Source organism: Mesorhizobium sp. C372A (genome assembly GCF_030323245.1).
Lineage (GTDB): Bacteria > Pseudomonadota > Alphaproteobacteria > Rhizobiales > Rhizobiaceae > Mesorhizobium.
This window is the reverse complement of the sequence record NZ_CP100475.1, coordinates 5,112,083-5,124,366: the sequence shown is the minus strand read 5'-3', so window position 1 is coordinate 5,124,366 and position 12,284 is coordinate 5,112,083. Positions and strand designations below refer to the sequence as shown.

Here is a 12,284-nt window from a genome sequence, read left to right as displayed (position 1 = left end):
CGGGCGGAAGACCAGCATCGTCTCGGCTGAAAATGTTTAGATCAGGATCTGGTAAGAAGAAAAATCAGCGCGTGACCGCTTCGTGGTCGTAGCGTTCCCAGCCCTTCGGGCCGAGATGCTCCTGCGGCATGAAGCGCATCTTATAGTTCATCTTGCGCGAGCCGTTGACCCAGTAGCCGAGATAGACGTGGGGCAAGCCCATGGCCCGGGCGCGGGCGATATGGTCGAGGATCATGAAGGTGCCGAGCGAGCGATCCTCGAACTCGGGATTGAAGTAAGAATAGACCATCGACAGGCCATCGGCCATCTTGTCGGTCAGCGCCACGGCGATCAGCTCGCCCTGGCCCTTGCCGGTGATGAATGTGTCGGGGCCGCGGCGCCGGTATTCGATCACCTTGGTGTCGACATGGGTATCCTCGACCATCATGGCGTAGTCGAGCACCGTCATGTCGGACATGCCGCCGCGGCGATGGCGAGCGTCGAGATAGCCGCGAAACAGCGAATACTGCTCGGTCGACGGCTGCGCGTCGTGCATGGCGCCGATCAGATCGGAATTGCGCTGGATCACCCGCTTCATGTTGCGGCTGGCGGTGAACTCCTGCGCCAGGATACGCACCGAGACGCAGGCGCGGCAGGTCTCGCAGGCGGGACGGTAAGCGATGTTCTGCGAGCGCCGGAAACCGCCTTGCGTCAACAGATCGTTCATCTCCGGCGCCTTGTCGCCGACCAGATGCGTGAACACCTTGCGTTCGAACTGGCCCTCGAGATACGGGCACGGCGATGGCGCGGTCAGGAAGAACTGCGGCGACTGGGTCGGATGGTGCGTCATCGAACCTTGGGAACACTCCTGCGAATCGCTCTACCTTTGGCTTGGCTGGCGAAAAATTCAACAGGATTGTGAAGGCGGGGTTGAACGGACCCCTTCACATTTGCGCACAAATGCCTGTTGGCGTCGGTTGGACGCCGGTTCAACGGTCGCTGCGGCTGACGACCGTGCCAAGCAGCAGGTCGTGCAGTGTGCGCTTGCGATCGGAAAACAGCGTCACCAGGAGGACGAGCGGCGTCAGGATGACCGTGCTCGCCCAGAACAGCACCGAATGGACAACGGCGGTGAGGCCGTCGATACGGCTGCCGTCGAGACGATCGAGCCGAATGCCCATCATCTTCATGCCTGATGTGGCCTGGTTGCGACCGCCCAGCGTGTTCCAGATGTAGAGAATGGCGACCGCCGGCACGAGGATGGAATACAGCGCCCAGCCAAGACCGAATGTCAAAAGGCCAAGCACGGCCACCAGGATCGCGAACGGAATGGTGAGCAGCGCCACGATGCAATAGTCGATTATGAAGGCCAGGATGCGCCGCGTGCGCACACCGTCATAGGCCCTGACGTCGTCGAGCCTGCTGGTGATGATTTCGCCGTCAAGTACGCGCGCGTTCATGTCATGTCCTCGTAACAGGCGCCACGCTAGGGTGCGCCGCCACTGAAATGGTGAAGACCGCGGGCGGAATCAAGATCGGTTCGTCCATCGGTCCGGGTCGGCAGTGTGGCGCGGTTGAGCCGATTGAATTTGGTGGACGGATGGCGTTAGCTTGCTGCGGCGCAACAAGACGCCGAGGGGACGGGGTTACATGGATTACGACATGCTGGTCATCGGCAGCGGCCCTTCCGGGCGCCGCGCCGCGGTGCAATCGGCAAAGCTCGGCAAATCGGTGCTGGTGGTCGACAGGGGCCGGCGCCTCGGCGGCGTCTCGGTGCACACCGGCACCATCCCGTCGAAGACGCTGCGCGAGACGGTGCTGAACCTGTCCGGCTGGCGCGAGCGGGGCTTTTACGGCCGCGGCTACCGGGTCAAGCAGGACATCTCCATCGCCGACCTGGTCGAGCGGCTGCACAAGACGCTCGACCACGAGGTCGAGGTGCTGCAGCACCAGTTTATGCGCAACGCCGTCAAAAGCGTCCGCGCCATGGCGAAATTCGTCGGCCCAAACAAGGTCAGCCTGACGGCAGACAATGGCGACTACTCGGAGGTTGGTTTCACCAATGCGCTGATCGCGGTCGGCACCAGGCCGCACCGGCCGCGCGACGTGCCTTTCGACAAGATCCGCGTCTTCGACAGCGATGAGATGCTGGAACTCGACCATCTGCCGCGCACGCTGACGGTGATCGGCGCCGGCGTCATCGGCGTTGAATATGCGACGATCTTTTCGGCGCTCGACGTACCGGTGACGCTGGTGGAGCCGCGCAACACCATCCTCGATTTCGTCGACCGCGAGATCGTCGACGACTTCATCCACCAGATGCGCGACCGCGGCATGACCATTCGCCTCGGCAGTACGGTCAAGGAAATCGTCTCAAAACCCGACTATGCCGAAGTGACGCTCGCCGATGGCCGCACCATCCGCTCCGAGATCGTGCTTTACGCCGCCGGCCGCAGCGGCAATCTCGGCAGCCTCGGCCTCGACGTGGTCGGCATCGAGGCCGATTCCCGGGGCCGCATCAAGGTCGATCCGCAGACCTTCCAGACCAGTGCGCCCAACATCTATGCCACCGGCGACGTCATCGGTTTCCCCAGCCTTGCCTCGACATCGATGGAGCAAGGCAGGGTGGCCGCCTGCCACGCCTTCGGCGTGCAACTGCCACCGCCGCCGGAAACCTTCCCCTATGGCATCTACGCCGTGCCGGAAATCTCCACCGTTGGTCAGTCGGAGGAGCAGGTGCGCGAGAGCGGCGCTGCTTATGAAGTCGGTCTGGCGCGGTTCCGCGAAACCTCGCGCGGCCACATCATGGGCGTCAACTCCGGCTTTCTGAAGCTGCTGTTCTCGGTCGAAACGCGCCGCCTGCTCGGCGCCCACATCGTCGGCGAAGGCGCCACCGAACTGATCCATATCGGCCAGGCGGTGATCAACCTCGGCGGCACGGTTGATTTCTTCGTCAACAACACCTTCAACTATCCGACGCTGGCCGAAGCCTACAAGATCGCCGGGCTCGATGCTTGGAACCGGATGGGACAGGGCTAGGCGACGAGCATCTGCTCAGCTGTTCCGCCGGGCGCCGATGCGGTCTACCAAGGTCTCCTAGCCTGCCTGGCGTGCGGCCAATGCTGGTCCCGCAAGCCACTGCCGGACGATGGCGGCATCCGGGTCGCCGATTTCGTGACCTGAAGGCACGATGCGCGCATCGACCTCGGCGCCATGTTTGTTGAGCAGCGTCACCAGTGGCGGCGCAAACGGCCCGTAGGTCTCATCGGCGGCACCGGCGACAATCAGGACGCGCGTTGCGGTCAGATTGGTTGCCGGCGCATCGTCAAGCACGGGCATTGCTCTCAGCAACGCCGCTTTTCGGACGAGGCCGGAGTTGAGCAGCATCAGGCTGGAAACCAGATTGGCGCCGTTGGAATAGCCGAGGAAAGTCGCCCGGGCGAGGTCGAGCCCGTGGCGCTTTGCGGCCTCGCTTGCGAAGGCGGCAAAGTACGATGTTTCGGCACGGATGCTCGCCTGTTCGAAACTGGTCGGCGTGATCCGCTCGAACCAGCGGAAGCCGTCTTCTTGGCGGATGCGGCCACGCACCGCGACCAGCGTGGCGTTGGGGGCGATCTGCCTCGCAATCGGCACCATCGTCGTTTCGTCGACACCCGATCCGTGCAGTAAAAACAGGCTCTCGCCGCCGGCATTCTCCGGCTTGAGAAGGCGGTAGGGAAAGGCCAGATCCTGATGCAGAAAGGCGTTCTCGTCGCTATATCGATGCACGCTCATATCTCATTGATTTCACGGAGACATTGGTCCTTTGCCAGCTTCAAAACGGAATATTTTCACGCTCCGCGAAATGTGATTGCAACAGGCTAATTTCAGACCGTTTCTGCGCCGATATGCTCCCTGCGGGAGGAATCGAAGCGGTGTGCGCCGATGGTCGCATCCCGGCATGAACAACGCGAGCACCCTTGCTCTCCTTTGAGGCCTTTTGTCGATGACCCTGCCAGTTCCGCCCGATCGCGCCCCGCGTATCGCCGATCGCGACACGCGCATTGACGTGTTCCGTGCGCTCGCACTCCTGACCATCTATATCGACCACGTGCCGGGCACCGTCTTCGAAACGCTGACCTACAAGAATTTCGGATTCTCGGACGCGGCGGAAGCCTTCGTGCTGATCTCCGGCATGTCGGTCGCACTCGCCTATGGCAACAAGTTCCAGCCGGGCGGCCGGCTGCTGGCGATGTTGAAGATGTGGCGCCGGGCCGGCGTGCTTTACAGTGCCCACATCGTCACCACCATGGTTGTGATGGCGTTGTTCTGCGCCGCGGCGGTGTACGGCCGGCGGCCGGAACTGCTCAAGCTGATCAACATCGAGCCGCTGATGAAGAACACGCCGGAGGTCATGATCGGCATTGTCACGCTCGGCCACCAGCTTGGCTACAACAACATTTTGCCGGTCTATGCGGCGCTGCTGTTGATGGCGCCGTTTTTCCTGCTCTTCGTCAGCTACCGGCCGCTCCCGGCGCTGGTCTTTTCCGGCGCGCTGTGGCTTGCCGCCGGCCTCTGGCAGATCGCGCCGCCGAACTATCCCGAGCCCGGCTTCTGGTTCCTCAACCCGCTGTCCTGGCAATTCCTGTTCAACATCGGCCTTGCCGGCATGCTGCATGTCAGGCGCGGCGGCACAATTCCCGTCAATCGTTGGCTGGTGGGCGCCGCGGCGACCTATGTCGCGGCAGCGGCGGTCTGGGTGCACAGCCCGCTCTGGGGCGAGATAACGTGGTTTAACCTGCCCGTGGTGATCGGCGGCTTCGACAAGACGTTCCTGTCGCTGCCGCGGCTCCTGCACATATTGGCGGTGAGCTATCTGATCGTCGCCCTGCCGGCTTTCTCGAACCTGTTCCGTCTCAGCCCGGATCATCCGCTAGCGCTGCTCGGCAAGCGCTCCTTGCCGGTGTTCCTCGCCGGCACGCTGATCGCCATGGCGGCGCAGGTGATGAAGCTGATCAATCCGGGCGGCTTTGCCTATGACGCCTTGCTGATTTCGGCCGGCATCGCCATGCAATTCGTGCTCGCCTTCTATCTTGAGTGGCTGTCCGGCATCGGCTCGAGCAAAAAGCCGGTTCGCAAAGAAGCGCCAGCCGTTCACCAGACCTTCGGCATGCCCGCGATGCCAAGGCTAAGCCGATGATCCCACATCAGCCGCCTAGCCAGCAGGCGAGGGGCCGGACGACCCCCGCACCACGAGATCGACCGGCAGCAATTGCCGGTGCTGCGAGCCGTCATTTTCGAGGATCGCCTTGACGGCCAGGCGTCCCATCTCGGCGATCGGCTGGGCGACGGTGGTTAGTGGCGGCTCGGAGTCGGCGCCTTCCGGCACGCCGTCGAAGCCGACGATGGACACATCGCCCGGCACGGCAATGTTACGCTCGCGCAGCCAGTCGAGCGCATGCAGCGCAATCTTGTCCGACATGGCCAGGATTGCCGTCGGCGTCTGCGGCAGCGCGAAAATATGATCGAGGCCGGCCCGCACGCTCGCCTCGTCATTGAGGGTTTCGTAGATTGGCACTTGCGAGACGTCGATGCCGAAGCGGGAGAGCTCGCCGAAATAGCCACGCAGACGGTCGCGTGTGCCCGAGTAGAGGGATGTCGTCTCGACTTGCTCCTGCGTGACGGGACCAAAGCCAGCGTCGGCAGATTCCAGGGCGAGTACGGCAAAGCTGCGATGGCCGAACTCGGCCAGATGGCGCGCCGCCAGACCCGCGCCGGCGACGTTGTCGACGCCGATCGCAGCGACCGCCTCATTTTCCGAATCGAGATCAAGCGCCACGAAAGGCAGTTTGCGTTCGCGCGCCAGTTCGACCAGCCGCGACCCACCCTCGATGCAGAACACGATGAAGCCGTCGACCAGGGCGCTCTGGATGTTCCAGGCGAGCTGCTCGCTGTTGGCGGCCGAGACCAGCGAAATTCCGGCGCCGGTGGCGTCGCAGGCCTGCGAAATGCTGGCCATCATGACGCGGGCAAAGGGATCGTCGAAGAAATAGGACAATGGTTCTGCCGTTGCCACGCCGATGGCGTTGACCTTGCCGGCGCGCAGCAGCCGGCCCTTGGGATCCGGGCCGGCATAGCCCATCGCTTCCGCCGCCGCCTTGACCCGCTCGCGGACCTCTTCGCGCACGATTTCCGGGCGAGCGAACACGTTGGACGCGGTACCGTGCGAGACCCCGGCCGCCTTGGCGATGTCGGCAAGCCGCACTGGTCTCGTCTTGCCGGAGGTCAATGCCGTCATTTTCGTCTCCTGAACCGGAGCCTGTTTAGCACTTTCGTTGGATCGGTTCAAATTTTCCCTTGATCGGACGGCGGAGAGGGTCTATATTTGAATCGATCCAAGGGATTCACCAAGTATAACTTGGATCGATTCAAGAGGAGGGTGCCATGCATCCCGTGAATTATCTGTTCGAAGACATCTACGGCAATGATTGGGGCATAGTCTCCGACGCCGCCACCCGCAGGCGCCGCGACAAGGTCGGGCCGTGGAGGCGTGACCTGCAATACCTTGTGAAACGCAAGCGCAGCTGATCGGCCCCGGCATTTTCGTGCCAGCTGATTGGATCGATTCAAGTTCTTAAAGAGGAGACGAACATGCATCCCGTGAAGCATCTGTTCGAAGACATTTATCGCAATTACTGGGGTATCTCGCCTGCCACGGAGCAGCCGGAAAGGCGGCGGCCGACCAAGTCTGCCAAGCGCAACCGCGACCTGCTGCCGCAAAACCGGCAGGATTAAGCCTCGTGTGATATCTGATGGGACAGGGTTCTTGGCTCGTCAGGACCGTTGCCGCACGAGCGCCGAGGCCGCGATCACCAGCCAGCCCGCGATGAGCAAGGTGCCGCCGATCGGCGCCGACATCGGGAACAGCCGCGATCCCACGAAATCCCGTGCCAGCAGATCGCCGCAGAACAGAACAAGCCCGACGAGCAGCACCAGGCTGCCGATCCGCAAGATCCGGTTTGCGCCGGCGAGGCCGACGGCCAAAAACACCGGCGCATGCATGAGCAGGAAGGATGCGGCCGTGCCGACGAAGGCGCCGCCGAGATGCGCTGATGCCGCCGACAGCGCCACGCCCGCCGCGCCGGCAATGCCGCCGGCGAAAACGAGGATGCGCGCGCTGTTTGCTGGTGCTGACTCGGCGATGCTCATGTCTCGGGCTCCGTGATTGACGATAGGCGGCGCGACCTGTCTGTCAGGATTTTTCCGATATCGCCAGCATGTCGCGCGTGCGGCGCGCCTGGGCCAGCCAATTATACGCGGCACCGCCCGCCATCAGCAACGACGTGCCGAGAAACACCGCGCGCATGCCGAAATGGCCGCCGACGAAGCCGCCCAGCAGCGGCCCCGCAACCTGGCCGACATATTGCGCCGAGATTGCCAGGCCCAGCACATTGCCGCCGACCCCATCGGGAACATTGTGGCGGATGACGCTGGTGATGCAGGGCAACAGCCCGCCCAGCACCAGACCCATAAGGAACCGCAGCCCGACCAACTGCCAGCTCTCGGTGACGAAGGCCTGCGGTATCAACAGCAGCGCCGAGACGGCCAGCGATGCGACGATGACGTTCCAGTGGCCGATGCGGTCGGCGAGTTTGCCCAGCCGTGACGCCGACAGGATGGCGCCCAGCGCCGCCGCCGACATGACGACACCTGAGACCAGGGTCACCCGGCTTGCCTCCGCGACCAGTTGCTGGACGTAAACGGTGATGATCGGCTCGATCGACATGTTGGCGAAGGTGAACAGCATGCCGGTCGCCAGCATGGCCACGACAGGGCGTTTGTCGGGGATCTGCGCCCAACTTCCCTTTGGTTTCTCCTCGCGTTTTGCCTGTACTGGCGGGCGAGGCATCTCCTTTATCAGGAACGTCGTCGCCAGCGCCGCCAGGAAAATGACGCCGCCCGCGATGAGGAAGGTGGCGCGAATACCGATCAATGGCGGCAGCGCGCCGCCAAGCAACGGGCCGACCAGGGAGCCTGCGGTGATGCCGGCCGACAGCACGCCAAGCGCCCAGCCGGAGCGCTCCTTCGGCGTCTGCATGGCGACAAGGATCGTCGAGCCTGAGGAATAACCGCCGGCAAAGCCGATCAACAGGCGCAAAAGCACCAATTGCCAGACGGTCTGCACCATGCCGGTCAGCGACATGCAGATCGCCATGCCGAAACTGGCACGCACCAGCATCACCTTGCGGCCATAACGGTCACCCAGCCGTCCCCACAGTGGCGCGACAAGGGCGGCGGCAAGGAAGGTGGCGCCGAAAGCGATGCCGGACCATTGCACGATCGCCGCGTGGCCCACGGCGCCCAGCTGTTCGACATAGAGCGGCAGGAACGGCAGCAGCAACGTCATCGCCACAAGCGTGCTGAACGATCCGGCAAAGCACACGAACAGGTTGCGCCGCCAATGAATGTTGTAGGTGGAAGGCGCTTCGGCGGCCCGCGCTGCACTGTCCTGCGGCATGTCCTGTCCTGTCCGCTTGCTGCGGATACCATTTTGGGATACCAATTTGGCACCCTCATGGACGCAAAGCCCGGCTGCTGTCAATCAGGCGCCCTCAATGTGATCGGCAAGACCAATGGGCAAGGCCGATCGCCAGCAATGGAAGCAACTATGTCGCAGATGCAGATCGTCGAAAAAGCGCTTCGCGAGATGATCCTTGGCCTCGAGGTCGGTCCTGGCGAGCGGCTGACGGAGCGCTGGATCGAGAGCCGCTTCGGCGCCTCGCGCACGCCGGTCAGGGCAGCCCTGCTGCGGCTGGAGACGGAAGGGCTGATCTGCCGCGACGGGCGCGGTTGGACCGTGTCGCCGATCAACCTTGCCGAACTGGAACAGATCGCGGTGTACCGCGAAGCCGTCGAGGTCGCGGCGGTCAGGCTGACTTCGGCGCTGGCCGACAGGAGCGCAGCCGATGTCATCAAGGCGATGCTGGACTCCTGCGACACTGCCACGCCGCGCGAGGAATGGCACCGCGTCGGCATGGATTTCCATATCGAACTGGCGCGGCTCTCCGGCAACGAGTTCCTGTTCCGGGCCGTGCGCGATGCCATGACGCGCCTGTCGCGGGCGCGCTGGCTGGAGGTGCGCGACGAGGCAGCGCTCGGCCGCGCCTGGAGCGAGCATCACGCCATTCTGGCAGCGGTGCGGGCCGGCGATGCCGATGCGGCGGCGGCGCGACTTTCCGCCCATATCGCCGGCAGCCGCGCCCGCCTGGTGACGTCGTTGCACAATGACCGGCGCGGCCTGCGCGCCAGGGGTTTTGCCGTCGTCGCCGCTTGATACTGGTCACGAAAACGAAAGAACGCCGTCGCGATCCGCTTTCGGCCTCGCTTCGCGGACGCCGATGGCGTAAGAGGCGGCCATGGAAAACAACCGATTTGAAACACCCGTGACCGTTAAGTCGGGCACGGAGGGAAGCACTCAGCTCTTGCGTACGGTGCGCGAGGCTTCCGATTACCTGCTCAACAGCTGGCCCGGCAAGCGCAGCCCCAAGCACCGCGAAGCGCTGCAGGCCTGCCATGACGCGCTGGCCGGCGACAAGCCGGCGATGATTGCAAGACGCGCCTTCATCGCCGCCGCGCGCGAGGTCAACGTCTTCGTCAGCGACAAGGCCCCGGCCTGATCACATCGGCCTGATCAGACCGGCATTTTGCCAGGATCCGGCCCGTTTCGCGGGCCGGTGATCCTGTCTTGCCTATTTTTCTGTCTCGGTGTCGGTTTTCGAACTTGCCTCGTTCTCAGGCTCGGCGCGCTCCTTGGCCGCGACCTTGGCGGCGAGCTTCTCCGCCTTCTTGGCGGCCTTCTGCCGGTCGCGCTCTTTGCGTTCCTGACCGTAATTCGGTGGTCGAGCCATATCGTTTCCTTTCGCTGTGCCTGATCCTGCCTAGAAGCATTGGCCGGCAAACACAACAGCGCCGCGAGGGCAGATGCCAGCGGTTCTGGACTTGCGTGATGGCGAACACAATGGTTTAGAAAAGGCTGCGGGACAGTTGCTGGAGCCGCCGCCGACCGATTTCGAATCAAAACGACCGATGGCCACGCTTCAAAGAAACGCACAGAAGCTGATCTACTATGCGCGCAACGCCATGCGCGACATCGCGCCGCCGGTTCTTTTCCGGCGCCGGCTCGGCCGGCTGCTCGATCAGGCCAGGCTTTCCGACGCATCGGTCCGCCAGCGGCTCAATTACTACAACACGCTGCGGGAGCCTTTTAGCCCCAGCCCCGAGGCCGTGCCGGTCAGCCGGCTGCCGTCGGACCGCAGCATGTACTATTACGATCTGAAGGAGTTCACCCGTTATTTCGACCCAGATCTGCGCATCGACCTGGAATTCGGCGACGTCATCGAAGTGCCGAAGATGCCGTCGATCGTCAAGGATCGGCCGATAGCGGGCGACAACGGCAACGGCGTCCTGTTCAAGCTGAACAAGTTCCGTCATTTCTACATGCCGGCCGACGATGTCGCCTTCGCCGACAAGCATCCGCTCGTCGTTTGGCGCGGCGAACTCAACAATCCGATCCGCACCTTGTTGCTGGATGCAGCCCGCAATCTGCCGTTCTGCGATGTCGGCACGCCGAGGGCGACAGCACCTGCGGAATACCGCAAGCCCTATCTCAGCATCGATCAGCAGCGCCGCTACCGCTACATCATCTCGCTCGAAGGCAATGATGTCGCGACCAATCTGAAATGGATCATGAGCTCGAACTCGCTCTGCCTGATGCCGCTGCCGACTTACGAGACCTGGTTCGCCGAGGGGCAGCTCGAGCCCGATGTCCATTATGTGCCGCTGGCGCCCGACTTCAGCGATCTGGCCGAGCGGGTGCATCATCTCGAGCAGCATCCGGCCGAGGCCCAGCGCATCGTTGCGGCGGCCAACGCCTATTGCCGCAAATTCGCCGACGAGCGGGCCGAGCAGGCGATCTGCCTGCTCGTGCTCTACAAATATTTCGTGCTCAGCGGCCAGATCGAGCCCGATCCGCAGGTCTGGCGGTTTATCGCGGGCTAGCGGCTTCCGGCGCCCTTAAGTCAGATGACGCTGCGGTCCATAACCAGATCGGCCGGGCCGAAGCGGTCCTTCGCCGTAAACTGCTGGTGCCAGTAGGGATAGAGCACCGGCGGCCGGCTGACGGCATCGAGACGCTGGCGTTCATCAAAGGACAGCGTCAGGCTTGCCGCGGCGAGATTGTCTTTCAACTGGGCCTCGTTGCGTGCGCCGATCACCAGCGAACTGACGGCCGGCCGGCCAAGCAGCCAAGCCAGCGCCACCTGGGCCGCCGAGACGCCGCGAGTGGCGCCGATGTCGACCAGCACGTCGACGATCCGCCACAGCCGGCCCTCGTCGCGGATCGGCGGTTCCGACCAGCCGCCGATCTGGCGCGCCGTCGGACTGTCGCGGCGGTATTTGCCCGACAGCAGGCCGCCGGCGAGCGGGCTCCACACCAGCACGCCAAGGCCCTGGTCGACCGAGATCGGCAAGAGCTCATACTCGGCCTCGCGTGCTTCCAGCGTGTAGTGGATCTGCTGGGTGACGAAACGCGGCTGGTGCTGGCTGTCGCTGATGCCGAGCGCCTTCATGACCTGCCAGCCGGAATAGTTGGAGCAGCCGACATAGCGGATTTTGCCCTGGGCAACCAGCGTGTCGAGCGCGGAGATGGTTTCCTCGAGCGGTGTCGCGCCGTCCCATTCGTGCAGGAAATAGATGTCGATGACATCGGTCCTGAGGCGCTTCAGGCTCTTCTCGCATTCGCGGATCAGATGATGGCGCGACAGGCCTTCGTCATTGGGGCCCTTGCCGATCCGCATGCGCGCCTTGGAGGCGATCAGCACGTCGTTCTTGCGCTTGCCGCCGAGCGCCTCGCCGATGATCTCTTCCGACAGACCGTTGGAATAGACATTGGCGGTGTCGATGAGATTGATGCCGGCATCGATGCAAGTGTCGATGATGCGCGAGGCCTCCGCGAGATCGGAATTGCCGACGGCAGCGAACGGCCCGCTGCCGCCGAAGGTCATGGTTCCCAAGGTCAGCGCCGAAACTTTCAAGCCGGAACGGCCAAGCGTGCGGTATTCCATGTCAGATCCTCGTAGTTTTGGTGGGGAGGTGGTTTTAGCAGGAAAGGGCGGGGAAGCCCGAACGGGTCCGCCATTTGTAGGACAATTTGAGCGGCTTGTCGCCATCCCAGGGCGATGGATCGGCAATGCTCGCTGGTTTGCAGTGATGACCGGCTGGCCGGCGGCTTGCAATAAAACCGTCATTGCCGGCCTATATCAAGTCGG

Annotated in this window: 15 protein-coding genes; 7 read left to right on the top strand and 8 right to left on the bottom strand. The window is 63.3% G+C overall.

Features of this window, described 5'->3' with window-relative positions; genetic code table 11:
* Positions 1 to 64 precede the first annotated feature (64 nt).
* Together NLY42_RS24680 and NLY42_RS24675 are read right to left on the bottom strand one after the other, a co-directional pair.
* Entirely contained in the window at positions 65 to 829 is a 765-nt protein-coding gene (locus NLY42_RS24680) for an arginyltransferase (protein ID WP_023682417.1), read from the bottom strand.
* A 139-nt stretch (positions 830 to 968) separates the two neighbouring features.
* Positions 969 to 1,439, bottom strand: a complete 471-nt coding sequence (locus NLY42_RS24675) for an RDD family protein (protein WP_023673020.1) — start codon at positions 1,437 to 1,439, stop codon at positions 969 to 971.
* A 190-nt stretch (positions 1,440 to 1,629) separates the two neighbouring features.
* On the opposite strand from NLY42_RS24675, the gene sthA reads away from it, so the two are divergent.
* A complete protein-coding gene (sthA, locus tag NLY42_RS24670; protein ID WP_023682415.1) occupies positions 1,630 to 3,018 on the top strand; it encodes a Si-specific NAD(P)(+) transhydrogenase in 1,389 nt (462 codons plus the stop codon).
* Between the two features lie 57 nt (positions 3,019 to 3,075).
* Here sthA and NLY42_RS24665 read toward each other — a convergent pair whose 3' ends face one another.
* Positions 3,076 to 3,747 carry an alpha/beta hydrolase gene (locus NLY42_RS24665; RefSeq protein ID WP_245263482.1) on the bottom strand — a complete coding sequence of 224 codons (672 nt, stop codon included), beginning with the start codon at positions 3,745 to 3,747 and terminating at the stop codon, positions 3,076 to 3,078.
* 217 nt (positions 3,748 to 3,964) lie between these two features.
* Here NLY42_RS24665 and NLY42_RS24660 point away from each other — a divergent pair, with 217 nt between their 5' ends.
* Positions 3,965 to 5,158, top strand: a complete 1,194-nt coding sequence (locus tag NLY42_RS24660; protein WP_023753661.1) for an OpgC family protein — start codon at positions 3,965 to 3,967, stop codon at positions 5,156 to 5,158.
* A gap of 15 nt (positions 5,159 to 5,173) precedes the next feature.
* Here the strand turns inward: NLY42_RS24660 and NLY42_RS24655 are convergent, their stop codons facing one another.
* A complete protein-coding gene (locus tag NLY42_RS24655; protein ID WP_023753660.1) occupies positions 5,174 to 6,256 on the bottom strand; it encodes a LacI family DNA-binding transcriptional regulator in 1,083 nt (360 codons plus the stop codon).
* A 146-nt stretch (positions 6,257 to 6,402) separates the two neighbouring features.
* Between NLY42_RS24655 and NLY42_RS24650 the strand changes: the two genes are divergently transcribed.
* Entirely contained in the window at positions 6,403 to 6,546 is a 144-nt protein-coding gene (locus NLY42_RS24650; RefSeq protein WP_023673015.1) for a hypothetical protein, read from the top strand.
* A gap of 63 nt (positions 6,547 to 6,609) precedes the next feature.
* Positions 6,610 to 6,753, top strand: a complete 144-nt coding sequence (locus NLY42_RS24645) for a hypothetical protein (protein ID WP_023673014.1) — start codon at positions 6,610 to 6,612, stop codon at positions 6,751 to 6,753.
* A 39-nt stretch (positions 6,754 to 6,792) separates the two neighbouring features.
* On the opposite strand, the gene NLY42_RS24640 is transcribed toward NLY42_RS24645, so the two are convergent.
* Positions 6,793 to 7,167, bottom strand: coding sequence for a DUF423 domain-containing protein (locus NLY42_RS24640; RefSeq protein ID WP_023673013.1), 375 nt, complete (start codon positions 7,165 to 7,167; stop codon positions 6,793 to 6,795).
* Positions 7,168 to 7,210: 43 nt separating this feature from the next.
* Positions 7,211 to 8,476 carry a multidrug efflux MFS transporter gene (locus tag NLY42_RS24635; protein WP_023693244.1) on the bottom strand — a complete coding sequence of 422 codons (1,266 nt, stop codon included), beginning with the start codon at positions 8,474 to 8,476 and terminating at the stop codon, positions 7,211 to 7,213.
* A 150-nt stretch (positions 8,477 to 8,626) separates the two neighbouring features.
* Between NLY42_RS24635 and NLY42_RS24630 the strand changes: the two genes are divergently transcribed.
* Positions 8,627 to 9,292, top strand: a complete 666-nt coding sequence (locus NLY42_RS24630) for a GntR family transcriptional regulator (RefSeq protein ID WP_023693245.1) — start codon at positions 8,627 to 8,629, stop codon at positions 9,290 to 9,292.
* Between the two features lie 109 nt (positions 9,293 to 9,401).
* A complete protein-coding gene (locus NLY42_RS24625) occupies positions 9,402 to 9,635 on the top strand; it encodes a DUF982 domain-containing protein (RefSeq protein ID WP_245259900.1) in 234 nt (77 codons plus the stop codon).
* Between the two features lie 72 nt (positions 9,636 to 9,707).
* On the opposite strand, the gene NLY42_RS24620 is transcribed toward NLY42_RS24625, so the two are convergent.
* Positions 9,708 to 9,866: a hypothetical protein gene (locus NLY42_RS24620; RefSeq protein ID WP_023673009.1), complete on the bottom strand. Its 159-nt coding sequence runs from the start codon at positions 9,864 to 9,866 to the stop codon at positions 9,708 to 9,710.
* A gap of 178 nt (positions 9,867 to 10,044) precedes the next feature.
* Here NLY42_RS24620 and NLY42_RS24615 point away from each other — a divergent pair, with 178 nt between their 5' ends.
* The gene (locus NLY42_RS24615) at positions 10,045 to 11,016 is read left to right on the top strand and encodes a glycosyl transferase family 90 (protein ID WP_023753659.1); all 972 of its coding nucleotides are present in this window, start codon (positions 10,045 to 10,047) and stop codon (positions 11,014 to 11,016) included.
* Between the two features lie 20 nt (positions 11,017 to 11,036).
* Here the strand turns inward: NLY42_RS24615 and NLY42_RS24610 are convergent, their stop codons facing one another.
* Positions 11,037 to 12,080: an aldo/keto reductase gene (locus NLY42_RS24610; protein WP_023700559.1), complete on the bottom strand. Its 1,044-nt coding sequence runs from the start codon at positions 12,078 to 12,080 to the stop codon at positions 11,037 to 11,039.
* Positions 12,081 to 12,284: the final 204 nt, after the last annotated feature.

Excerpts from the sequence above, each read along its gene's own strand:
- NLY42_RS24640 (WP_023673013.1), bottom strand. The coding sequence starts at position 7,167 with ATGAGCATCGCCGAGTCAGCACCAGCAAACAGCGCGCGCATCCTCGTT.
- NLY42_RS24655 (WP_023753660.1), bottom strand. The coding sequence starts at position 6,256 with ATGACGGCATTGACCTCCGGCAAGACGAGACCAGTGCGGCTTGCCGAC.
- NLY42_RS24610 (WP_023700559.1), bottom strand. The coding sequence starts at position 12,080 with ATGGAATACCGCACGCTTGGCCGTTCCGGCTTGAAAGTTTCGGCGCTG.
- NLY42_RS24650 (WP_023673015.1), top strand. The coding sequence starts at position 6,403 with ATGCATCCCGTGAATTATCTGTTCGAAGACATCTACGGCAATGATTGG.
- NLY42_RS24645 (WP_023673014.1), top strand. The coding sequence starts at position 6,610 with ATGCATCCCGTGAAGCATCTGTTCGAAGACATTTATCGCAATTACTGG.
- NLY42_RS24635 (WP_023693244.1), bottom strand. The coding sequence starts at position 8,476 with ATGCCGCAGGACAGTGCAGCGCGGGCCGCCGAAGCGCCTTCCACCTAC.
- NLY42_RS24660 (WP_023753661.1), top strand. The coding sequence starts at position 3,965 with ATGACCCTGCCAGTTCCGCCCGATCGCGCCCCGCGTATCGCCGATCGC.
- sthA (WP_023682415.1), top strand. The coding sequence starts at position 1,630 with ATGGATTACGACATGCTGGTCATCGGCAGCGGCCCTTCCGGGCGCCGC.
- NLY42_RS24630 (WP_023693245.1), top strand. The coding sequence starts at position 8,627 with ATGTCGCAGATGCAGATCGTCGAAAAAGCGCTTCGCGAGATGATCCTT.
- NLY42_RS24675 (WP_023673020.1), bottom strand. The coding sequence starts at position 1,439 with ATGAACGCGCGCGTACTTGACGGCGAAATCATCACCAGCAGGCTCGAC.
- NLY42_RS24615 (WP_023753659.1), top strand. The coding sequence starts at position 10,045 with ATGGCCACGCTTCAAAGAAACGCACAGAAGCTGATCTACTATGCGCGC.
- NLY42_RS24620 (WP_023673009.1), bottom strand. The coding sequence starts at position 9,866 with ATGGCTCGACCACCGAATTACGGTCAGGAACGCAAAGAGCGCGACCGG.
- NLY42_RS24680 (WP_023682417.1), bottom strand. The coding sequence starts at position 829 with ATGACGCACCATCCGACCCAGTCGCCGCAGTTCTTCCTGACCGCGCCA.